The sequence below is a fragment of the Desulfomicrobium aestuarii genome (genome assembly GCF_055385525.1).
This window is the reverse complement of record NZ_AP042427.1, coordinates 848,279-869,489: the sequence shown is the minus strand read 5'-3', so window position 1 is coordinate 869,489 and position 21,211 is coordinate 848,279. Positions and strand designations below refer to the sequence as shown.

Sequence of the window (21,211 nt, the reverse complement as noted above, 5' to 3'; positions counted from 1 at the left end):
AGGTCGGACGGCGGTTCAGTTTCCGCCGCCAAAAGGTACGGGCACCAGCAGGCTGACCCGTTCGCGGTAGGCCTGGTAGGCTTCGCCGAACTCGTCCTCCAGGGCCGTCTCCTCGGCGCCGACGGTGCTGAAGAAGGAATAGGCCGCCAGGGCGATGCCCAGGATGCCGATGTTGGTATTCAGGACCAGGCACAGCCCCGGCATGACGCCCAGCAGGTTGGCGGCCATGATCGGGTTGCGGCTCACGGCGTAGAGGCCGGTCTCGACCAGCATGTAGCCCTCGCCCTTGCGCAGCTCGCGCAGGGCGAAGAACAGCGCGGCCAGCCCCGCCGCCATCCACAGCAGGCCGATGACCGAGCCGAGCTTGAACCATTCCGTGCGGATGATGAAGTTCTCCACCACGCAGCCGGCCACGATGACGCCATATCCGGGACCAAGAATCTTGGAAGAAACGCTTTTGGAACTCATCGCTCTCACCTCGTCGGGAAATGGGGATTCACGGGAAAGATGAAAATAGCACCGCCGGGCGGGATTGAAAAGAACCCGGCGCGGAAAAAATCCGGCCGGGTTCCATTTCGTCGTCCCTAGCGCGTCAGCTGGCGGTAGCGGATGCGGTGCGGGACCGCGAGGGTCGAGCCCGTGCGTCGCTTGTAGTCCGCCTCGTACTCCGAGTAGTTGCCCTCGAACCAGACCACCTGACTGTCGCCCTCGAAGGCCAGGATGTGCGTGGCGATGCGGTCCAGGAACCAGCGGTCGTGGGAGATGATCACGGCGCAGCCGGCGAAATTCTCAAGGGCCTCTTCCAGGGCGCGCATGGTGTTCACGTCCAGGTCGTTGGTCGGTTCGTCGAGCAGGAGCACGTTGGCCTCCTTCTTGAGCATCAGCGCCAGGTGCAGCCTGTTGCGCTCGCCGCCCGAGAGCATGCCGACGAGCTTCTGCTGGTCGGCGCCGGTGAAGTTGAACTTGCCGACGTAGGCCCGCGAGTTGATCTCGCGGCCGCCCAGGTTGATCATGTCGTAGCCGTCCGAAACCATCTCCCACACGCTCTTCTTGGGGTCCAGGACGCCGCGGTCCTGGTCCACGTGGGCCAGCTTCACGGTCTGGCCCAGGCGGATGGAGCCCGCGTCGGGCTGCTCCTGGCCGGTGATCATGCGAAAGAGCGTGGTCTTGCCGGCGCCGTTGGGGCCGATGACGCCGACGATGCCGCCGGGGGGCAGGGCGAAGCTCATGTCCTCGATGAGGAGCTTGTCGCCGTAGGCCTTCTTCACGTGGTCGGCCTCGATGACCACATCGCCCAGGCGCGGGCCCGAGGGAATGAAGAGCTCCAGGGTCTTGATCTTGTCCCTGGTCTCCTGGTTCAGCATGGACTCGTAGGCCGAGATCCTGGCCTTGGACTTGGCATGGCGCCCCTTGGGGGACATCCTGATCCACTCCAGCTCGTGCTTGAGGGTGCGCTGGCGGGCGCTCTCCTCCTTCTCCTCCTGGGCCAGGCGGTTCTGCTTCTGGTCCAGCCAGGACGAGTAGTTGCCCTTCCACGGGATGCCCACGCCGCGGTCCAGCTCCAAAATCCATCCGGCCACGTTGTCCAGGAAGTAGCGGTCGTGGGTCACGGCGATGATGGTGCCCTGGTACTGCTGCAGGTGGTGCTCCAGCCAGGCGATGGTCTCGGCGTCGAGGTGGTTGGTGGGCTCGTCCAGGAGCAGGATGTCGGGCTTCTGGAGCAGCAGGCGGCACAGGGCCACGCGGCGCTTCTCGCCGCCCGAGAGGACCGCGACCTTGGTTTCGGGCTCGGGGCAGCGCAGGGCGTCCATGGCCATGTCGAGCTTGGAGTCCAGGTCCCAGGCGTCGGCGGCGTCGAGCTTCTCCTGCACCTCGGCCTGGCGAGCGATGAGGGCGTCCATCTCGTCGTCGCTCATGGGCTCGGCGAACTTGGCGTTGATCTCCTCGAACTGCTGCAGGAGGTCGACGGTCTCCTGCACGGCCTCCTGCACGACCTCGCGCACGGTCTTCTCGGGATCGAGCTGCGGCTCCTGCTCCAGATAGCCCACGGAGTAGCCGGGCGAGATGACGATCTGACCGTTGTACTCCTTGTCCACGCCGGCCATGATCTTCAGGAGCGAACTCTTGCCCGAGCCGTTCAGGCCCAGCACGCCGATCTTGGCGCCGTAGAAGAAGGACAGGGAGATGTCCTTGATGACCGGCTTCTTGTCGTAGAAGCGGGAAACCCGGATCATGGAATAGATGATTTTATTTGGCTCGTCGCTCATGGCATAACCTCGTGTGTTTTTTTTGCGGATGATGGCCCCGGCCGGTCGGCCGGGGAGTCGGTCGGTCCGGCGGTTCATCGCACCGCCGGTGAAATCTAATGGCCGAAGCCCGGAATTTCCAGCCTCTTTTCCAGCCGGCGCAGGCCCCAGGAGGCCACGGTGACCAGGGCCAGGTAGTACACGCCCACGACCATGAAGACCTCGCTGAAGCGGAAGGTCTCGCTGGCCACGATCTTGGCCTGGCCCGTCAGCTCGAAGCAGGTCACGACGTAGGCCAGGGACGAGTACTTGATGAGGTAGACGATCTCGTTCCCGCAACCCGGCAGGGCCCGCCGGAAGGCCTGGGGGATGATGATCCAGACCAGGGTCCTGAAGGTCGAGAAGCCCAGGGCCTGGGCCGCCAGGACCTGGCCGCGCCGGATGGAGAGCAGCCCCCCGCGGATGTACTCCGAGTGGTAGGCCGCGCTGCACATGATGAAGCCGAGCACCGCTGCCGTGTAGGGTTTGAAGTAGATGCCCACGTTCGGCAGCCCGAAATAGAGGATGAAGAGCTGGATGACCAGCGGCGTGCCGCGGAAGAGCGCCGCGTACCCGTTGGCCAGGGGCGAGAAAAAGCGGCCCCCGTAGGCCCGCAGGCTCCCGACGACCACGCCCAGGGCCAGGCCCAGCACGGCCGAGGGCACGATGAGCTTGATGCTCATCAGCACGCCCTCGTTCAGGGCCGGGATGAGCTTCTGCAGCAGGAAGGCCAGTTCCTCGCTGATCACGGCGTGCAGCCCTCGACTTCGAGGATCTGGGAGCAGAAATCGAGGGTGCGCGTGCCCGAACCCTCGGCCAGCAGCTCCTTGGGGCTGCCCTGCTCGATGATGCGCCCCTCCTGCATGAACAGGACCTCGTCGGCCAGGGCGCGCGTGAAGCCCATCTGGTGGGTGGCCATGACCATGGTCATGCCGTTCTGGGCCAGGCTGCGGATGACGGTCAGAACCTCGCTGACCAGCTCCGGGTCCAGGGCCGAGGTGGGCTCGTCCAGGAGCATGACCTTGGGGTCCATGGCCAGGGCGCGGGCGATGGACACGCGCTGCTTCTGGCCGCCCGACAGCTCCGCCGGGTAGAGGCGGGCCTTGTCCGACAGACCGACGCGAGACAGCTCGGCCATGGCCCGCTCCCGGGCCTCGGCCTTGCCCATGCCGCGCACCTTGCGCAGGGCGATGCTGACGTTGTCGACGGCGGTCAGGTGGTCGAACAGGTTGAAATCCTGGAAGATCATGCCCACCTGCTGGCGGAAGCCACACAGCTCCCGGGCGTTGTGCGGGTCCACGTGGCGGCCTTCCAGTTCGATCTCGCCGCGGTCGGGCAGGATGAGATAGTTCATGCACTGCAAAAGCGTGCTCTTGCCGCCGCCCGAGGGGCCGATGAGCACCTTCATCTCCCCTTCGTACAGGTCGAGGCTCACGGATTTGAGGATCTCGCGGCCGCCCAGCCTGACGGAGAGGCCCTGCACCCGCATCAGCGGCGTCTTGTCGTTGGTCTTCATGGTCTAGTGCACATACCCTTTTATTCTGACACGTTTCTCCAGTACCCGCAGGGCGGCGACACCGGCCCAGGTCAGGAGGAAATAGAGCACCGCCGCGCTGATGTAGAGGGGCAGGTGCTGGTAGGTCCGGGAGGCCACGAAATGCGTGCGGGCCATGATCTCGCTGGCCCCGAGCACGAAGGCCAGGGCCGAGTCCTTGAGGATGATGGAGTACTCGTTGGACCAGCCGGGGATGGACAGCCGCAGGGCCTGGGGCAGGATGATGGCCCGGATGGCCAGGGCGTCGGACATGCCCAGGGCGCGGGCGGCCTTGAGCTGCCCCTTGGGCAGGGACAGGATGGACCCGCGGAAAATTTGCGATTGATAGGCCCCGCTGGTCATGCCGAGCACGATGGTCGCAGCGGCCACGGCGTTCAGGTTCAGGCCGATGAAGTTGAACAGGCCGAAATAGAAGAGAAAAAGGAGCACCAGGATGGGCACGCCGCGGAAAAACCAGACGTAGGTGTCGCAGACGAAGCGCACGGCCCTGCCGCCGTAGACCTGCCCCACGGCCAGGGGAACGCCGATGAAAAGACCCAGGAACATGGCGCCGACCACCGCGGTGACGGTGACGGCGGCGCCCTGCAGCACGAATGGCAGGGCGTCGAGGAGGACGGTCAGGGTTTCGTTCATGTCCGGGATGGTTCCTTCAGGGTCTGGAGGCGGCAAAAAAACGGGAAGGCCGGGACGATTCCGGGCCTTCCCATGGATTCACACGGCGCGGGGCCTACTTGTTGAGGTGCTTGGCGATGAGCTCTTCCCAGTAGGGGTCGGCCTTGAGCAGCTCGAAGCCCTTGTTCAGCTTGTCGAGCAGTTCCTTGTCTTCCTTGCGCACGGCAGCGCCGAATTCCTCGACTTCGCCGAAGATGCCGATGATCTGCACGGGCTTCTTCTTCTCGGCGTCGCGGGCCGGCGGATAGTTCATGGCGGCGGCTTCGATGCGGCCGTTGACCAGGTCTTCGATGGCCATGGGCGCGGAGTCATAGTACTTGATGGTGAACTTCCAGCCCTGCTTCTCCTTCTCCTCGGCCATCCACTTGGCCTCGGAGGTGCCGGCCTGCATGCCCACGGTTACGTCCTTGCCGTAGATCTCCTCGGCCTTGAGGGCGGAGTCCTTCTTGGTCACGAAGACGTTTTTCACTTCCCAGTAGGGGGCGCTGAAGTTGACCTTTTCGGCGCGCTCCTTGGTGATGGTCATGCCGGAGCAGATGAAGTCGATCTTCTTGGCCAGCAGGTTGGGGATGATGCCGTCCCAGTCCACGGGCACGTGTTTGACCTTGAAGCCCATCTTGGCCGCGATCCAGTCCACGGCGTCCACATCGAAGCCGCTGGGCTTGCCGCTCTGGTCCACGTAGGCGAACGGCGGATAGTTGGCGTCGATGCCGTTGATGAAGACCTTTTCCTCGGCCACGGCCGGGCCGGCAACCATGCACAGCAGACAGGCGATCACGAAAGCAGCACGTTTCAGCATGTTCTCCATCCTCATGAAAAGGTTTGACAAAAAATGGGCTTCCCCCACAAGTACGTCGAAACCGGACCGGCGGCCGGAAACCTTCCTGGTCGTCGGCACAGTTCAATTTGCGGTGCCGTGCGGGCAAAACCGAACGATTTGCAGCCTCACTCCGCAACAGAGTCGGTATATTCATTTTTCAAAAACCGCAACTCGGACGCGACCATGGAAAAGCGGGCCAACCAGAAGAAAGCCTACGCCCTGGGCCTCGCGGCGGTCTGCCTGTGGTCCACGGCGGCCACGGCCTTCAAGCTTTCCCTGCGCCACCTGGGGCCCGAGCCCATGGTCTTCTGGGCCAGCCTGACCTCCGTCATCGTCCTGGCCCTGGTGCTGGCTGTCCAAGGACGGCTCGTGGAACTCAGGACCCTGTCCTGGACCCGGGCGCGATTCTCCCTGATCCTCGGCGCCCTGAACCCCTTCCTCTACTACCTCGTCCTCATCCGCGCCTACGACCTGCTGCGAGCCCAGGAGGCCCAGGCCATCAACTACACCTGGGCCATCACCATGAGCCTGCTGTCCATCCCGCTCCTCGGGCAGCGCATCCGCGGCCTGCAGTTCGTGGCCATCGGTCTGAGCTACCTCGGGGCCCTGGTCATCTCCACCCACGGCGACCTGCTGGGCTTCCGCATGGAAAGCCCTACCGGCTTCGCCCTGGCCATGGGCAGCACCGTCATCTGGGCCCTGTTCTGGATCTTCGGCGTCCGCGACGACCTGGACCCGACCCTGCGCCTTTTCCTCAACTTCTGCTGCGGCACGCTCTACACCGGCGCCTGGGCCCTGCTGGCCGGCTTCCCCCTCGCGCCGAACCTCCCGGGCCTCCTGGGCGCGGCCTACATCGGCACCTTCGAAATGGGCGTGACCTTCGTGCTCTGGATCTCCGCCCTGCGCCTCTCGCGCACCACGGCCCAAGTCAGCAACCTCATCTACCTGGCCCCCTTCCTGTCCCTCTTCATCATCCACTTCCTGGTCGGCGAAGCCATCCTGCCCTCGACCCTCGTCGGCCTGGGCTTCATCCTGGCCGGCACCGCCGTCCAGAAACTGGCCGACCGCCGGTCCGGCCCATGACCCGCCGCCGCTTCCTGCTCCTCGCCGCCCTGTCCCTGCTGCACAACGCCCTGCTCGCCTGCACCCCACCCAAACGCCGCCGGATCGTCTGCCCCTACCCCCTCTAAACGCTACAAAGAATGCCTCCGGCGGGCAGGGGACTCGTCCCCTGCACCCCATTCACATTTTTCTTCCAAACATCCTTCCGCTCCACCTCAAGCGTGGCGTCGCGGGCCGGGCAAGGGCTGTCGGCTGTCCGACCGAGCCAGGCATCGTTTGCTTCCCGGCCGTCAAACGGTCAACGCCCCACCCCTTGCCCGAAGCTCAAGGCCGGGAAGCATTACGAGGCCCGCGAGGAAGTCCCGGCAGCCCTTGCCCGGCCCGCGACGCCACGCGACTCCCAAAAATACGCATCTCAGCGCCCAATGAACTCGCCCTTCGCTCCACACGATTGACGCCGCCCGCCCCCGGGCACTACAGGGCCCGGACAATCACCACCGCACCCTCAAGGAGAATCGGATGCGCCGCCGTTTCAACGCGACCTTCATATTGCTGACCCTGACCTTCCTGGCCCTGACCGCCTGTTCCAAAACCGCGCCCGGACCGGCTCAGCCCGCCGCCACCATCCCGCCGGCCGCTCCGCACGAAGCCTCTCTGCCCCCGCAGAATGCGACGGCCCCATCCGCGCCGCAAACGGACAGTCGGCCCGACACGCAGCAGCCCACCACCGACGGGACATGCCTGGAGTGCGAGTCCGTGACCCCGGACAAGGACCGCGGCAACTGCTTCAAACTCCAGCCCGGCAAGACGACCAGAACCAAGAAGGGCAAAACCGTCACCGGCCGATGCCAGCCACAATCCGTCATCTACGCCCGCTGCCGCAGCGGCATCAATACCTGCCGCCTGGGCGACACGGGACCCATCGAATGGTTCGAGTGCGCGCGCAAGAACAAGAACACCACATCCGTTCCCAAGGCCGGCTCCATCATGGTCATCGGCTCCGAGAAACGGCACAAAATGACCACGGGCCACGTCGGGTACGTCGAGGAGGCCTGCCCCAACCCCGACGGCACCTGGACCCTGCGGTTCACCCACACCAACTACGACCGCAAGTGCCACCTGGACCAGGACGCAAAGGTCATCTTCAACCCCAAGACCATGCGCGCCGCTTTCCTGAGCGGACCCTGGAAGCCTTGGGCCAAGGATCTCAAAATCCTCGGCTTCATTCTGAGGTAAGCATGCGCCCCCTTATCCTGAGCCACGACCCTGCGCGCGAGTACTTCTTCCGCGAGGGCTGCTTCATCACGGAACTGTCCAACGGCGAACACGACCCCGCCGTGTCCATGGCCCGGGCCCGCGTGGAACCGGGCCGCACCACGGCCTGGCACGCCCTGCGGGACACCGTGGAACGCTATCTCGTCCTCGAAGGACACGGGTTGGTCGAAGTGGGCGACCTGCCGCCGCACCCCGTGGGGCCTGGCGATGTGGTCCTCATCCCGCCGGGGTGCAGGCAGCGCATCGCCAACACCGGACACGGCGACCTGATCTTCCTGGCCGTCTGCTCTCCGCGCTTCACCCCCGAGGCCTACGTTCACCTGGAAGGCTGACCTCCGGCGACAAGACACGGAACATGCGGCCCGCGCCTTGCCGCGGGCCGCGCAAGGCTGTATCGTCGCGACATCCGCATTCCTTCAAACCGGCGCATCCGGGGACCCGCAATGTACGCAAACGATATCGCCGTCGTCGGTCTGGCCGTCATGGGTCAGAACCTGGCCCTGAACATGGCCCGGCACGGCCTGGGCGTGACGGTCTACAACCGCACCTGGGAGAAGACCGAGGCCTTCATGGCCGGCCCGGCACAGGGCGCGCCCATCATCGCCGCCATGGACCTCAAGGCCCTGGCGGCCTCCCTCAAAAAACCGCGGGCGGTCTTCCTCATGGTCAAGGCCGGCAGCGCCGTGGACGAACTGCTGGACGAACTGCTGCCCTGGCTCGAGCCCGGCGACATCGTCATGGACGGCGGCAACTCGCATTTCGAGGACACGGCGGCGCGCGTTCTGCGGCTGCGGGACAAGGGCGTGTCCTTCCTGGGGGTAGGCGTGTCGGGCGGGGAGAAAGGGGCGCTGCTCGGCCCGAGCATCATGCCCGGCGGGCCGCGCGAGGCCTGGGAGCGGGTCGCGCCCATGCTCGCGGCCATCGCGGCAAAAGCCGGCGACGGCCGCCCCTGCACGGGCTACATGGGGCGCGACGGGGCCGGACACTTCGTCAAGATGGTCCACAACGGCATCGAATACGGCGTCATGCAGCTCCTGGCCGAAGCCCACGACCTGCTCCTGCGCGGGCACGGCATGGAGGCCCGGGCCCAGTCCGAGGTCTTCGACGAGTGGAACGCGGGCAGCCAGGCGTCCTTTCTGCTGGAGATCACGGCGGACATTCTCGCCCGCCGCGACGCGCTGACCGACGCCCCCATCCTCGACGTCATCACCGACACCGCCGGCAGCAAGGGCACCGGGTTGTGGACGAGCCGCAGCGCCCTGACCCTGGGCGTGCCCGTGCCGACCATCACCGCCGCCGTGGAGGCGCGCATGCTCTCGAACCTGCGGGACCTGCGCCGCATGGCCGCGCCCCTGCTGCCCGGACCGCGCGAAACCCCGCCCCCGGCCGACCGCGAATGCCTGGGCCGGGCCCTCTTCCTGGCCACCCTGGCCGCCTACGCCCAGGGCTTCGCCCTCATCCGGGCCGCCGAGGAGGCCTGGGGCTTCGGCCTCGACACCTCGGAAATCGCCCGCGTCTGGCGGGAGGGATGCATCATCCGCGCGGCCTTTCTGGACGATCTCGTCCACGATTCCCCCGCGCGGTCCGATGCGCACAACATGCTGCTGTCAGGCGCTTTCGACGCCCACATAGCATCCGGCCAGGCCGCCCTGCGCCGAACCGTGGCCCAGGCAGCCGGCTTCGGCGTCCCGGTCCCGGGCTTGGCCGCCTCCCTGGCCTATTACGACAGCCTGCGCAGCCCCCGCCTGCCGGCCAGCCTGATCCAGGCCCAGCGCGACTACTTCGGGGCCCACGGCTTTGAACGCACGGACATGCCGGGCGTCTTCCACGGTCCCTGGGAGGAATGAAAAACGCCGGTCGGACCGGCGTTTTCTCGTTGGGTACTCTGGTGTGCGGGCGCCTTGCGCCCTCGTCGTCACAACTGGACGAGGAGGCTCTCACCCGTCATCTGGGCGGGCTTGGCGATGCCCATGATGTGCAGGATGGTAGGGGCCACGTCAGCCAGCCGCCCGTCCCGGACCCTGAAACTCCCTGGCCCCACGTAGACGAAGGGCACGGGGTTGAGGCTGTGGGCGGTCTTGACGTTGCCCTGCTCGTCCAGCATGTCCTCGGCATTGCCGTGATCCGCCGTGACCAGAAGCGTCCCGCCGGCCTTGGCCACGGTCTCCATGACCCGGCCCAGGCACGTGTCCACTGCCTCCACGGCCTTGACCGCCGCCGGGATGACCCCGGTGTGGCCGACCATGTCGAGGTTGGCGAAGTTGCAGACCACCAGGTCGTACTTCCCGGCCTCCAGGGCGGCCACCAGGGTGTCCGTGACCTTGAAGACGCTCATCTCGGGCTTGAAGTCGTAGGTCGGCACGTCCTTGGGCGACGGCAACAGTTCGCGGTCCTCGCCGGGAAAGGGCGTCTCCTGGCCGCCGTTGAAGAAATACGTCACATGGGCGTATTTTTCGGTCTCGGCCGTGCGCAGCTGGGTCAGCCCCCGCTCGGACACCACCTCGCCCAGGATGCGGTCCAGGGTCATGGGCGGAAAGAGCGCGGGCAGGTCGAAATTCTTGTCGTAGCGGGTCATGGTCGCGAAGCCCGCGAGGGCGGGCCTGCGCGGCCGCTCGAACCCGGTGAAGGCCTCCTCGGTCAGGGCCCGGGTCAGCTCGCGCGCCCGGTCGGCCCGGAAGTTGAAGAAGAGCACCGCGTCCCCGTCCTGCACCAGGCCCGAGGGACGTCCGTCCTTCAGCACCACCCGCGGCTTGACGAACTCGTCGTTCTCGCCGCTCTCGTAGGCGTCGCGCACGGCCTGGGCCGCGCTTTCCGCCGTCAGCCCACGCCCTTCGGTCAGGGCCGCGTAGGCATGTTCGACCCGGTCCCAGCGCTGGTCGCGGTCCATGGCGTAGTAGCGGCCCGAGACGGAGACGATGCGGCCCGCGCCCAGGCGCGCCAGATCGCGCTCCAGTTCCTCGACGTAGCCCAGCCCGCTGCGCGGAGGGGTGTCGCGACCGTCCAGGAAGGCATGCACGCAGATGTCCGCCACGCCGTGCCCCTTCAGGGCCGAGACGAGGGCCACCAGATGGCTCTGCATGCTGTGCACGCCGCCGTCGGAGACCAGGCCCATGAGGTGCACGCGCCCCGAACCCGCCGCCGCGGCCCCGGCCAGGTTCACGAGGGCGGGGTTCACGGCCAGGGAGCCGTCCTCGATGGCCAGGTTGATGCGCATGATGTCCTGGTAGACGATGCGCCCGGCCCCGAGGTTCAGGTGCCCGACCTCGGAGTTGCCCATCTGCCCGTCGGGCAGGCCCACGTCGCGCCCCATGCACTTCAGCTCCCCGCGGGGGTGTTCGTCCAGGAGCCGGTCCATGTTCGGGGTTTGGGCCAGGCTCACGGCGTTGCCCGGGCCGGGCGCGGCCTTGCCCCAGCCGTCGAGGATCAGGAGCACGCAGGGCTTCTTCATCATTTATCTCCGGCCAGGACGGCCTCGGGCAGGTCGAAGTCCGCGGCCTTGGAGTAGAGTCCCTCGACGTTATAGAGGGAGCGCGTCTCGTCCTGGAAAATATGCACGATGACGTCGTTGCAGTCGACCAGGACCCACTGTCCGGCCTGCAGACCCTCGACGCCGAAAAATTCCCACTTCTTCTCCCCGAGGCGCTGCATGATCTCGTCGGCCAGGGCCTGGGCATGTCTGGCCGAGCGCGCCGTGACGAAAACCATGGCCTCGGTCAGGGGTGAAATGCCGCGCACGTCCAGGGCCCTGATGGCCGTGCCCTTCTTGTCCGCGAGCCAGGTCGCGATCTGACCTATCTTTTCTTCCATATGGCGTGTCATTCTCCGTTCGTTGTGATGTAAGGCTCAAAGGCGCATTGTCTACGCCAAAACCCGCCACAGGGCAATGAGTCAAACCTTGACGAACATGGCCGGCCAAGGCATAGGACAGCCATGCAATCTATTGTCGATTCACCGCGTTTCCCGATATTTACCGGCCCCTTCCGGGAAGGGGCCACGGTGTAGCGCGCAGCGCGCAGACGATTTCAACCGCCGTGAACAGCCCCATGTTCGCGGCTTTTTCATTTTTTTCACCTGGAGGTTCAGCCATGCTGTTCGACGTGTCCAACGAAACCATGCCGCGGGAAGAACTGGAAGCCCTGCAGCTGCGCCGGCTCAAGTCCCTGGTCGAGAAGGTCTACTACAACGTGCCCTTCTACCAGAACAGGTTCAACGAGATGAATCTGCGCCCGGAGCAGATCCGTTCCCTGAGCGATCTCAAGTACCTGCCCTTCACCGAGAAACAGGACCTCCGCAACAACTACCCCTTCGGCCTCTTCGCCGTGCCCCGTGACAACGTCGTGCGCGTGCACGCCTCGTCCGGCACCACGGGCAAGGCCACGGTGGTGGGCTACACCCAGCGCGACGTGAACACCTGGGCCGAGCTCATGGCCCGGTCGCTGATGTGCGCCGGGGCCAGCCGCCGCGACATCGTGCACAACGCCTACGGCTACGGCCTCTTCACCGGGGGCCTCGGCATGCACTACGGCGTGGAGCGCCTGGGCGCCACCATCCTGCCCATCTCCGGCGGCGGGACGCGGCGCCAGGTCATGCTCATGCGGGACTTCGGCTCGACCATCCTCTGCAGCACGCCGTCCTACGCACTGTTCCTGTACGAATCCATCATCGCCGCGGGCATGAGCATCGACGACCTGAAGCTCCACACGGGCATCTTCGGGGCCGAGCCCTGGAGCGAGAAGATGCGCGCGGAGATCGAATCCAAGCTGCGCATCAAGGCCCTGGACATCTACGGCCTGTCGGAGATCATGGGCCCCGGCGTGGGCATGGAGTGCTGCGACGCCCAGGACGGCCTGCACATCTGGGAGGACCACTTCCTCATCGAGATCATCGACCCCGACACGGGCGAACAGCTGCCCCTGGGCGAGACGGGCGAACTGGTCATCACCACCCTGACCAAGGAAGCCCAGCCCCTGATCCGCTACCGCACCCGCGACATCACGCGCATCGACGCCATCCCCTGCCGCTGCGGCCGCACCCATCGGCGCATCACCCGCATCCAGGGCCGCAGCGACGACATGCTCATCATCCGCGGCGTGAACGTGTTCCCGCAGCAGATCGAAACCATCCTGCTCGAAACGCAGGGCGTGGCCCCGCACTACCAGCTCATCCTGACCCGCGAAGGCAGCCTCGACATGCTCGAAGTCAAGGTCGAGGTGGACGAAAAGATGTTCTCGGACGAGATCAAGCATTTACAGCGTATCGAAGCCAAGATACAAAAGAATATCAAGGAATTTCTCGGCGTCACCGCCAAGGTGACCCTCTCGGAACCGCGGAGCATCGAGCGTTCCGAGGGCAAGGCCAAGCGCATCATCGACCTGCGCAACGCGTAATCAACCGGCCGGCGCGGCCCGCACCGCGCCCGCAGTCCCCTTTCGGGAGGTACCATGAAAGTTGAACAGATCTCCGTGTTTCTGGAAAACAGGGCCGGCCGGCTGGCCGAAGTGACCAAGACCCTGGCCGAGAACCAGATCAATATCCGCGCCCTGTCCCTGGCCGACACGTCCGACTTCGGCATCCTGCGCCTCATCGTCACGGACAACGAGAAGGCCAAGGAGGCCCTGAAGGCCAAGGGCTTCACCGTGGGCCGCACCAACGTCGTGGCCGCGGAGGTCGGCGACAAGCCCGGCGGGCTGCACGCCATCCTGGAGATGCTCAACGCCGGCGGCGTCAACGTCGAGTACATGTACGCCTTCGTCACCCAGAGCGGCCGCAACGCCATCCTCATCTTCCGCTTCGACCGCACGGACCAGGCCATCGAGGTGCTGCAGAAGAACAACGTGCGCGTCCTCTCGGGCGAGGAACTCTACTCGCTCTAGACACCGACGGCATGGAAAGCCCCCGCCCGCAGCGGGGGCTTTCTGCATTTGCGGGCCGCCGTTCGGCGGTGCGGCACAACCCGACCAGAAGTTTTCCCGACATATCGCGTCCGACATTGCCTTGAAAGCGCAGGACGAGTATGACCGGATATCACCGTTTCGACATCTCACATCCGGATATGCCGCCCATGCCATGAAAGACGCACGCTACCGCTCCCTTTTCCTCCGGTCATTCCTGCTGCTCGCCGTATATATCGCCGTCATTGCGGCCATGCCCCTGGCCTGGACCCGTTTCGAAAACGACAAGGCCCTGAAGGCGACGGACCATCGGCTGAACGCCGCCGCGCGAAGCCTCAGGCTCCTCCTGGCCCCGGACTTTCACGACCGGGCGGTGGACAACAGCTCCATCGGCTTCGAGGAGGAGATGGCCAACCGCGAACGGTTCAACGCCTTCGCCAAGGCCAACGAGCTGATCTACGTCTACACCCTCGTAATGAAGGATGACGCCCTCTTCTTCTCCGCCCCGACGGTGACCGAGGAAGAGGCCAGGGAACGCAAGGTCTGGTACTTCTATCCGTACGAGGAGGCGCCGCCCGAGTTCTTCGCGGCCCTGCGCAACGGCACGGACGCCTCCGTGTCGTACAAGGACGAGTGGGGAGCTTTCCGCACCACCTGCGTCTACGAGACCAGCCCGACCGGAAAACCGTACCTGAGCTGCGCCGACATGGAGATCCGCGACCTGTCGCGCATCAACGCCACCCACGCGACGATCAGCTCCGGGGCGGCCCTGCTCTTCCTGAGCTTTCTGGTTCCGGCAACCGGGATCATCCGCCGCTTCTACCGCATGCACATCGACGACGTGAACGCCTCCCACCAGGAAACGCGCGTCCATCTGGACATGCTCGACACCCTGGTCCAGAGGCTGCCCATGGGCCTCGTGGTCATCCAGCCCGACAACCGGGTCAGCCTGGTCAACCCGGCCTTCACCAAGCTCACGGGATACGAGCAGAGCGATATCGGCACCCGCAACGGCTGGTTCCGCAAGGCCTTCCCCGACATCGGTCTCAGGACCGAAATGCTCAGGATCTGGGCCCAGCGCCTCAAGGGCATCGAAGGCCAGACCACCCAGGCGCCCGTGACATGCCGGGACGGGTCCGAGCGGCTTTTCGGCATCCAGGCCAGACGCCTCGAGGACGGCCGCGCCCTGGCCATCATGGAGGACGTGACCGAGCGCGTGCGGGCCCAGGAAAAGCTGCGGCGCGACGAAGAGCGCCTGCGCCTCATCCTCGACAACCTGCAGGTCGGCATCGCCGTGGTGGACACCGAAGAACGGCGCGTGAGCTACATCAACCCCAAGCTCATGGACATGACGGGCCGCACGGACGAGGAACTGGTCGGGTCCAGCTGCCAGGAGCACATCTGCAGCGCCTGCGACGGCTCGTGTCCCGTGCTGGACAAGGGAATGGAACTGCTCGGCACCGAAGTGACCCTCAAGGACGCCGCCGGCAGGCCCTTCCATATCCTCAAATCGGCCATACGGACCGAGATCGGCGGCAGGCAGGTCCTTATCGAGTCCTTCGTGGACATCACCAGGCAGAAGCTCGTCGAGGAGGAACTGCTCAAGGCCAAGGAGGCCGCCGAGGCGGCGAGCACGGCCAAGTCTGAGTTCCTGGCCGTCATGAGCCACGAGATCCGCACGCCGCTGAACGGCATCCTCGGCTCCCTGCAGGTCATCCGCGACATCAAGATCGAGGATGCCGGCGACTTCATCGCCATGGCCATCGACTCCAGCCGGGGACTGCTGACCATCCTACAGGACGTGCTCGACCTTTCGGCCATGGACACCGGAACCCTGAGCCTCGTTTCGCACCCCTTCGTGACCGCCGAACTCGTTCAGCCCATCCGGGACACGCTCCAGGAGGAGGCGCAGCGCAAGGGCCTCGAACTGTCCGTGACCACGGGCCCCGACGTCCCCGAAAAGCTGACCGGCGATGTCCGCCGCATCCGGCAGGTGCTCTTCAACCTCGTCGGGAACTCCCTGAAGTTCACGCAGCACGGGTCCGTCCGCGTGGAGATCTCCATGCTGCCCCTGCGCAACGGCGCGGGCCGCGGCATGGTGCATTTCGCGGTCAGCGACACCGGCATGGGCATCGCGGACGACAAGCTGACGGACATCTTCGAGCCCTTCACCCAGGCCGACATGGCCGCGAACCGGGAGTTCGGCGGGACGGGCATGGGACTGGCCATCGTCAAGCGCCTGCTGCGCCTTATGGGTTCGAGCGTGTGCATGATTTCAGAACCGGGCCAGGGCAGCGAATTCCACTTCTCCCTGCCCCTTGTTCCGGCTCCGGGCGAAGAGGAGGCGCAGGGTTGACGGCATCCGGACGCCTGCAACGCGTCTATGTGGAAATCACCAACGTCTGCAACCTGCGCTGCCGCTTCTGTCCCGGCACGCAGCGGGCCGCAGCGTTCATGGAGCCAGCCTTTTTCGGACGCGTCCTGGAGCAGGTCGCCCCGCTGACCCGTCAAATCTGCCTGCACGTCCTGGGCGAACCCCTCCTGCACCCCCAGTTCCCCGAGATCATGGAACGCTGCGCCGAGGCCGGCATCGAGGTCAACCTGACCACCAACGGCGTTCTGCTGGACCGACGGGCCGACCTCCTCCTGACGGCCCCGGCCCTGCGGCAGGTCAACTTTTCCCTGCAGGCCCTGCGGACCCCGGACGGCTTCGACCGGGACGCCCTGGAGCGCATCCTTTCCTTCTGCCTGCAGGCGTCGCGGCTGCGGCCCGAACTCTACGTCAACCTCAGGCTCTGGACCCTGGACGACCGGCACGACCCCATGCTGGACGACTTCAACGCGCCCGTCCTGGACCTCGTCGCGCAGCGCCTGGGCATCGCCCGCCCCGCACCTGCCGCCGGGCGCAAGAGCCTGCGCCTGCTGGGGCACGTCTACCTCCACGCCGACACGGTCTTCGACTGGCCTGGCGGCCTGGCCGGGGAGGCCCGGGCGCAGGGCTTCTGCCACGCCCTGTCGACGCATTGCGCCATCCTGGCCGACGGCACGGTCTGCCCCTGCTGCCTGGACGCCGACGGGCGCCTGGCCCTGGGCAACCTGCACGAGGCTTCCCTGGCCGACATCCTGGCCTCGCCGCGGGCCCGCGCCATGAGCCGGGGTTTCGCCCGGGGCGAACTGGCGGAGGAGGTCTGCCGCCACTGCACCTATTGCCGCAGGTTCCAAAGCAAGGCACAACGGCTGCACGCAACGCACCGCGCCCAACGCAAACACAGTGAAGAAGCCTCATGGACCACTACAGCCGCTCCGCCCGCAACGCCTTCTCGGGACTGATCCTGAACCGCAAGCCCGCCCGTCCCGCCGGGGACGCCCCGGGCACGGACCCAGGCGAGCGTGAAGCCTACATCCTCGTCAGGGGCGACGAGATTCTCTTTGACGACCTGCGCGGCGAACCGCTGCTCCTGTCCGCGCGCATGCTCGAAGGCTGCGACGGCATCCGCCTGGAAACCATGCTCCTGGGCGACGACGGCGAGACGAGCTATTTCGCCGTGAGCATCGACCGCCTGCCCGAACGCACCGCCCGCTGCCTCTCGAGCCTGGGCACCTTCCAGCCGCTGCGGCCCCGGGCGGCGACCCTCCCGCCGCATACGACGGCGCTGCTGGGCTATGCCCGCTCCGTGGCGTCCTGGCACAACCAGACCCGCTTCTGCAGCCTGTGCGGACACCCCACGGCGCCCCGTCCCTTCTCCCTGGCCCAGGCCTGCACCAACCCGGCCTGCGGCATGGAGCACTACCCGCGCGTCAACCCGGCCATGATCGTGCTGGTCCATCACGAGGACGGGGAGGGCCAGCGGTGCCTGCTCGGGAGACAGGCCGGGTGGAAGCCGCGGGTCTATTCGGCCGTGTCCGGCTACGTGGAGCCCGGCGAAAGCGCCGAGGACGCCGTCCTGCGCGAGGTCCTGGAGGAGACGGGCATCCACGTCACGGACATCCGCTATTTCTGTTCCCAGCCCTGGCCGTTCTCCAACTCCCTGATGCTCGGGTTCCACGCCCGGGCGACCTCCACCCGCATCCGCCTGAACGACGAGGAACTCGAGGACGCGCGCTGGTTCACCCGAGCCGAAATCCCGGCCCTGCTCGAATCCGGCGTGCTGGCCCTGCCCGCGGCCGAGACCATCTCCCGCCATCTCTTCGACGCCTGGTACGCGGGCCGCGTCCCGACAACCTGACGACCGGCGGCCCCTGCGGCCAAATCGTTGCATCGCCCCCGAGAGTATGGTTAAACATGACGCGGCGGCCCTGCCGCCTCGTCTCCAACTTCAGCACGGAGCACAGACATGGGTAGACTCGTCCTGGCCGGAGGCGGCCACGCGCACATGACCATCCTGGCCCACATCCGGGACATTGTCAGCGACGGCCATGAGGTCGTCGTCATCCAGCCTTCCGATTTCCACTACTATTCCGGCATGGGACCGGGCATGCTCGGCCTGAGCTATTCCCCCGACGAAATCCGCTTCGCCACCCGCTTCGTGGTCGAGCGCCAGGGCGGCTCCTTCGTCCGCGCCAAGGTCGCGGGCATCGACGCCAGGGGCCGCACCGTGACGACCGACTCGGGCCAGGTCGTCCCCTACGACGTGCTGTCCTGCAACGCCGGCAGCTTCATCCCCTTCGACGACATCCTCGGCGACACGTCGAACATCTTCACGGTCAAGCCCATCGAACGCCTGCAGGAGGCCCAGCGGGCCGTCGTGTCCCTGTGCGCCGCCCGGACCAGGGGGCACGTGGCCGTGGTCGGCGGCGGTCCGGCCGCCCTGGAGATCGCGGGCAACGTCCGCAGGCTGGCCAGGCACCGCGGGCGTCACGCCCCGCGCATCACCCTCTTCGCCGGCCGCGGCCTCCTGGGGCGCCTGCCGGAGAAGATCCGGAACATGGCCAGACAATCCCTGACCGCCCAGGACATCGAGATCCGCGAGGACGGCTATGTGCAGGAAATCCGGGACGGCGCCGTGCTTCAGGGCGGGATGACGCATCACCCCGATCTCGTCTTCGTGGCCACGGGCGTACGCCCTTCGCGCATCTTCGCCGAATCGGGCCTGCCCACGGGCCCCACGGGCGGTCTGCTGGTCAACGAGCGTCTGCAGTGCGTCGAATACCCGGAAATCTTCGGCGGCGGCGACTGCATCGACTTCGCGCCCCGGCCCCTGGACAAGGTCGGCGTGTACGCCGTGCGCCAGAACCCGGTTCTGTACCGCAACGTCCGCGCCAGCCTCAACGGCAGACGCCTGACGACCTTCGACCCGGGAGGCAGCTACCTGCTGCTCTTCAACATGGGCGACGACACGGCCATCTTCAGCAAGGGGCCCTTCGCGTTCCGCAACTCCCTGGCCTTCACGCTCAAGGATTTCATCGACCGGCGCTTCATGCGCCATTTCCAGGCCCTGGAGAAATAGCGCTCCCATGCGCCTGGCCATCTCCAACCTGGGCAAGTCCTTCCAGGGCGTCCCCGTGCTCCGCGACGTCAGCTTCGAGGTGGGGCACGGGGAACTGGTCTCCATCATCGGCCCGTCGGGCGTGGGCAAGACCACCCTGCTGCACATCATCGCCGGCCTGGAACGGCCGGACCGCGGCACCGTAGACACGGACCGGCCCATCACACGCGAAAGGCCGGCCATCCTCGTCTTCCAGGACTACGTCCTGTTCCCGAACATGACCGTGTTCGAGAACGTGGCCTTCGGCCTGCGCGCCAGACGCCTGCCCCGCGCCGAAATTCGCCGGCGCGTCACGGACATGCTCGGCTACTTCCATCTGCAGGACCGCGCCCGGGCCTACCCCGCCCAGCTCTCGGGCGGCCAGCGTCAGCGCGTGGCCCTGGCCCGGGCCATGGTCGTGGAACCGGCGCTTTTGCTCCTGGACGAACCCTTCGCCAACCTCGACCGCAACCTGAAGATGGAGACGGCCCTCTTCATCCGGGCCACCCAGCGTGAATTCTCGACCACGACCATCAGCGTGACCCACGACCAGGAAGAGGCCCTGGCCATGTCCGACCGCATCGGCATCATGCTGGACGGCCGCCTGCGCCAGTACGCCAGCCCCCGCGAGGTCTACCTGCGCCCGGCCGACGAGGAGACGGCGCGGTTCCTTGGGCCCGTGAACCGCCTGGAACCGGCCCAGGCCGCCCTTCTGGGCCTGCCCGCCGAAGCAGCCCTCCTGCGCCCGGAATCCCTGTGCCTGACCGTCGATGACGACGGGCCGGGACGCATCGAGAGCCTCCACTTCGCCGGACATTACATCAGCTATCAGGTCAGCCTGCACGGCGCCGCGCTGACCGTGTACAGCCTCGCCCCGGTGGGCGAAACCGGCCAGCGCGTGCGCGTCGGCCTCTGCGCGTCAGGAGCCGACCTGCGCACATCCATCGACAACGACACGTATCCGACACACGGGAGTTGACATGCCGCGACATCTGATCCTTGCCCTGCTCTGCCTTCTGTCCCTGGCCGGGGTTGCCCGGGCCGCCGGGATCGATTCCATGACCCACGCCGACATGCTGGCCGCGGCCCGGGGCACCGAGGTGCGCTGGCACATGTGGGGCGGAGGCGACCAGATCAACGCCTGGGTCGACGGCTACGTCGCGGACGAGGTCGGCAGGCGCTTCGGCGTCAAGCTGGTCCGCGTGCCCATGGACGCGTCGGTCTTCGTCAACAAACTGCTGACCGAGAAGGCTGCGGGCAAAGGCACGGGAACCATGGACCTGCTGTGGATCAACGGCGAGAATTTCAAGAACGCCCGCCAGGCGGGCCTGCTCTACGGCCCCTTCCTGGACCGCATGCCGAACTTCAAGGCATGCTACGACCCCGAAGCGTCCCGCTTCGACTTCGGCTTCCCCGTGGAGGGCTTCGAGGCCCCCTACGGCCGGGCCCAGTTCGTCTTCGAGTACGACAGCGCCAAGATCAAAAACCCGCCGCGCAGCTTCGCCGAACTGAAGGCCTGGATCCTGGCCAACCCGGGCCGCTTCACCTACCCCCAGCCGCCGGACTTCACGGGCTCGGCCTTCGTCCGCCAGGTCTTCTACGCCACCACGGGCGGACACGGGCAGTACATGCAGGGCCTCGACACGGGCCTCTACGCCGCAAACGCCCCCAAGACCTGGGCCTGGCTGAACGAGGTGGCGCCGGCCCTGTGGCGCCAGGGGAAGACCTACCCCAAGGACGCCGCCGCCCTGGACACCCTCTTCGCCCGCGGCGAGATCGACATGGGCATGTCCTACCACCCGGCCCACGCCCAGATGAAGATCCTGGAGAAGACCTACCCCGACACCGTTCGCACCTTCGTCATGCAGGAGGGGACCATCTCCAACACGCACTTCACGGCCGTGCCCTTCAACGCGCCCAACAAGGCCGGGGCCATGGTCGTGGCCGATTTCCTCATGAGCCCCGAGGCCCAGCTGTCCAAATACCTGCCAGCCAACTGGGGCGACCTGCCGGCCCTGGACATGAAGCGCCTTCAGGCCGACATGGCGGCCGCGTTCGCCGCCGTGGACCTCGGCGCGGCCACCCTGCCCGCCGACACGCTGGCGGCGGCCGCAGTGCCCGAAATCCCTTCGGAATATCTGGAGTTGCTGGAAAAAGACTGGGAATCAAACGTCCTGGACCGGTGA

The 21,211-nt window shown here is 66.4% G+C and carries 20 protein-coding genes; 12 read left to right on the top strand and 8 right to left on the bottom strand.

The features are described from left to right. Positions 1–15 precede the first annotated feature (15 nt). From ACZ5AC_RS03955 to ACZ5AC_RS03930, 6 genes are all read right to left on the bottom strand, one after another. Complete coding sequence (locus ACZ5AC_RS03955) at positions 16–468, bottom strand: methyltransferase family protein (protein ID WP_464249657.1); 453 nt, start codon at positions 466–468, stop codon at positions 16–18. Between the two features lie 116 nt (positions 469–584). After that, positions 585–2,267, bottom strand: coding sequence for an energy-dependent translational throttle protein EttA (gene ettA, locus ACZ5AC_RS03950; protein WP_464249656.1), 1,683 nt, complete (start codon positions 2,265–2,267; stop codon positions 585–587). Between the two features lie 95 nt (positions 2,268–2,362). Then, on the bottom strand, positions 2,363–3,031 hold the full coding sequence (locus tag ACZ5AC_RS03945) for an amino acid ABC transporter permease (protein ID WP_464250593.1): 669 nt from the start codon (positions 3,029–3,031) through the stop codon (positions 2,363–2,365). Beyond that, complete coding sequence (locus ACZ5AC_RS03940) at positions 3,031–3,801, bottom strand: amino acid ABC transporter ATP-binding protein (RefSeq protein WP_464249655.1); 771 nt, start codon at positions 3,799–3,801, stop codon at positions 3,031–3,033. The genes ACZ5AC_RS03945 and ACZ5AC_RS03940 overlap by 1 nt, the downstream gene beginning before the upstream one ends. A 3-nt stretch (positions 3,802–3,804) precedes the next feature. Beyond that, complete coding sequence (locus ACZ5AC_RS03935; RefSeq protein ID WP_459824425.1) at positions 3,805–4,473, bottom strand: amino acid ABC transporter permease; 669 nt, start codon at positions 4,471–4,473, stop codon at positions 3,805–3,807. Positions 4,474–4,567: 94 nt separating this feature from the next. Next, positions 4,568–5,311 (bottom strand): ABC transporter substrate-binding protein, encoded by a 744-nt coding sequence (locus ACZ5AC_RS03930; RefSeq protein WP_464249654.1) that lies wholly within the window; start codon positions 5,309–5,311, stop codon positions 4,568–4,570. A gap of 204 nt (positions 5,312–5,515) precedes the next feature. Between ACZ5AC_RS03930 and ACZ5AC_RS03925 the strand changes: the two genes are divergently transcribed. From ACZ5AC_RS03925 to gndA, 4 genes are all read left to right on the top strand, one after another. Next, on the top strand, positions 5,516–6,415 hold the full coding sequence (locus tag ACZ5AC_RS03925) for a DMT family transporter (RefSeq protein WP_464249653.1): 900 nt from the start codon (positions 5,516–5,518) through the stop codon (positions 6,413–6,415). Between the two features lie 498 nt (positions 6,416–6,913). Next, entirely contained in the window at positions 6,914–7,630 is a 717-nt protein-coding gene (locus tag ACZ5AC_RS03920; protein WP_464249652.1) for a hypothetical protein, read from the top strand. A 2-nt stretch (positions 7,631–7,632) separates the two neighbouring features. Continuing rightward, positions 7,633–8,001 carry a cupin domain-containing protein gene (locus tag ACZ5AC_RS03915; RefSeq protein WP_464249651.1) on the top strand — a complete coding sequence of 123 codons (369 nt, stop codon included), beginning with the start codon at positions 7,633–7,635 and terminating at the stop codon, positions 7,999–8,001. Between the two features lie 111 nt (positions 8,002–8,112). Further along, the gene (gene gndA, locus ACZ5AC_RS03910) at positions 8,113–9,516 is read left to right on the top strand and encodes an NADP-dependent phosphogluconate dehydrogenase (RefSeq protein WP_464249650.1); all 1,404 of its coding nucleotides are present in this window, start codon (positions 8,113–8,115) and stop codon (positions 9,514–9,516) included. A gap of 68 nt (positions 9,517–9,584) precedes the next feature. On the opposite strand, the gene gpmI is transcribed toward gndA, so the two are convergent. Together gpmI and rsfS are read right to left on the bottom strand one after the other, a co-directional pair. Continuing rightward, on the bottom strand, positions 9,585–11,120 hold the full coding sequence (gene gpmI, locus ACZ5AC_RS03905) for a 2,3-bisphosphoglycerate-independent phosphoglycerate mutase (RefSeq protein WP_464249649.1): 1,536 nt from the start codon (positions 11,118–11,120) through the stop codon (positions 9,585–9,587). After that, positions 11,117–11,476 carry a ribosome silencing factor gene (rsfS, locus tag ACZ5AC_RS03900; protein WP_464249648.1) on the bottom strand — a complete coding sequence of 120 codons (360 nt, stop codon included), beginning with the start codon at positions 11,474–11,476 and terminating at the stop codon, positions 11,117–11,119. Before rsfS ends, gpmI begins: the two co-directional genes overlap by 4 nt. Positions 11,477–11,754: 278 nt before the next feature. Here rsfS and ACZ5AC_RS03895 point away from each other — a divergent pair, with 278 nt between their 5' ends. The 8 genes from ACZ5AC_RS03895 (at position 11,755) to ACZ5AC_RS03860 (ending at position 21,211) form a co-directional block, all read left to right on the top strand. Continuing rightward, positions 11,755–13,056 carry a phenylacetate--CoA ligase family protein gene (locus ACZ5AC_RS03895; protein ID WP_464249647.1) on the top strand — a complete coding sequence of 434 codons (1,302 nt, stop codon included), beginning with the start codon at positions 11,755–11,757 and terminating at the stop codon, positions 13,054–13,056. Between the two features lie 54 nt (positions 13,057–13,110). After that, positions 13,111–13,542: an ACT domain-containing protein gene (locus tag ACZ5AC_RS03890; protein ID WP_028577425.1), complete on the top strand. Its 432-nt coding sequence runs from the start codon at positions 13,111–13,113 to the stop codon at positions 13,540–13,542. A gap of 193 nt (positions 13,543–13,735) precedes the next feature. Next, a complete protein-coding gene (locus ACZ5AC_RS03885) occupies positions 13,736–15,916 on the top strand; it encodes an ATP-binding protein (RefSeq protein WP_464249646.1) in 2,181 nt (726 codons plus the stop codon). Then, entirely contained in the window at positions 15,913–16,890 is a 978-nt protein-coding gene (locus ACZ5AC_RS03880; RefSeq protein ID WP_464249645.1) for a radical SAM/SPASM domain-containing protein, read from the top strand. The genes ACZ5AC_RS03885 and ACZ5AC_RS03880 overlap by 4 nt, the downstream gene beginning before the upstream one ends. Next, complete coding sequence (gene nudC, locus ACZ5AC_RS03875; RefSeq protein ID WP_464249644.1) at positions 16,845–17,786, top strand: NAD(+) diphosphatase; 942 nt, start codon at positions 16,845–16,847, stop codon at positions 17,784–17,786. Before ACZ5AC_RS03880 ends, nudC begins: the two co-directional genes overlap by 46 nt. A 108-nt stretch (positions 17,787–17,894) precedes the next feature. Then, the gene (locus tag ACZ5AC_RS03870; RefSeq protein WP_464249643.1) at positions 17,895–19,007 is read left to right on the top strand and encodes an NAD(P)/FAD-dependent oxidoreductase; all 1,113 of its coding nucleotides are present in this window, start codon (positions 17,895–17,897) and stop codon (positions 19,005–19,007) included. Positions 19,008–19,014: 7 nt separating this feature from the next. Further along, a complete protein-coding gene (locus ACZ5AC_RS03865) occupies positions 19,015–20,004 on the top strand; it encodes an ABC transporter ATP-binding protein (protein WP_464249642.1) in 990 nt (329 codons plus the stop codon). A 1-nt stretch (position 20,005) separates the two neighbouring features. Continuing rightward, a complete protein-coding gene (locus tag ACZ5AC_RS03860; protein ID WP_464249641.1) occupies positions 20,006–21,211 on the top strand; it encodes an ABC transporter substrate-binding protein in 1,206 nt (401 codons plus the stop codon).

Coding starts and splice junctions, on each gene's coding strand:
- ACZ5AC_RS03885 (WP_464249646.1), top strand. CDS start 13,736: ATGAAAGACGCACGCTACCGCTCCCTTTTCCTCCGGTCATTCCTGCTG.
- ACZ5AC_RS03915 (WP_464249651.1), top strand. CDS start 7,633: ATGCGCCCCCTTATCCTGAGCCACGACCCTGCGCGCGAGTACTTCTTC.
- ACZ5AC_RS03870 (WP_464249643.1), top strand. CDS start 17,895: ATGGGTAGACTCGTCCTGGCCGGAGGCGGCCACGCGCACATGACCATC.
- ACZ5AC_RS03940 (WP_464249655.1), bottom strand. CDS start 3,801: ATGAAGACCAACGACAAGACGCCGCTGATGCGGGTGCAGGGCCTCTCC.
- gndA (WP_464249650.1), top strand. CDS start 8,113: ATGTACGCAAACGATATCGCCGTCGTCGGTCTGGCCGTCATGGGTCAG.
- rsfS (WP_464249648.1), bottom strand. CDS start 11,476: ATGGAAGAAAAGATAGGTCAGATCGCGACCTGGCTCGCGGACAAGAAG.
- ACZ5AC_RS03920 (WP_464249652.1), top strand. CDS start 6,914: ATGCGCCGCCGTTTCAACGCGACCTTCATATTGCTGACCCTGACCTTC.
- ACZ5AC_RS03865 (WP_464249642.1), top strand. CDS start 19,015: ATGCGCCTGGCCATCTCCAACCTGGGCAAGTCCTTCCAGGGCGTCCCC.
- nudC (WP_464249644.1), top strand. CDS start 16,845: ATGGACCACTACAGCCGCTCCGCCCGCAACGCCTTCTCGGGACTGATC.
- ettA (WP_464249656.1), bottom strand. CDS start 2,267: ATGAGCGACGAGCCAAATAAAATCATCTATTCCATGATCCGGGTTTCC.
- ACZ5AC_RS03930 (WP_464249654.1), bottom strand. CDS start 5,311: ATGCTGAAACGTGCTGCTTTCGTGATCGCCTGTCTGCTGTGCATGGTT.
- ACZ5AC_RS03860 (WP_464249641.1), top strand. CDS start 20,006: ATGCCGCGACATCTGATCCTTGCCCTGCTCTGCCTTCTGTCCCTGGCC.
- ACZ5AC_RS03925 (WP_464249653.1), top strand. CDS start 5,516: ATGGAAAAGCGGGCCAACCAGAAGAAAGCCTACGCCCTGGGCCTCGCG.
- ACZ5AC_RS03935 (WP_459824425.1), bottom strand. CDS start 4,473: ATGAACGAAACCCTGACCGTCCTCCTCGACGCCCTGCCATTCGTGCTG.
- ACZ5AC_RS03895 (WP_464249647.1), top strand. CDS start 11,755: ATGCTGTTCGACGTGTCCAACGAAACCATGCCGCGGGAAGAACTGGAA.
- gpmI (WP_464249649.1), bottom strand. CDS start 11,120: ATGATGAAGAAGCCCTGCGTGCTCCTGATCCTCGACGGCTGGGGCAAG.
- ACZ5AC_RS03890 (WP_028577425.1), top strand. CDS start 13,111: ATGAAAGTTGAACAGATCTCCGTGTTTCTGGAAAACAGGGCCGGCCGG.
- ACZ5AC_RS03955 (WP_464249657.1), bottom strand. CDS start 468: ATGAGTTCCAAAAGCGTTTCTTCCAAGATTCTTGGTCCCGGATATGGC.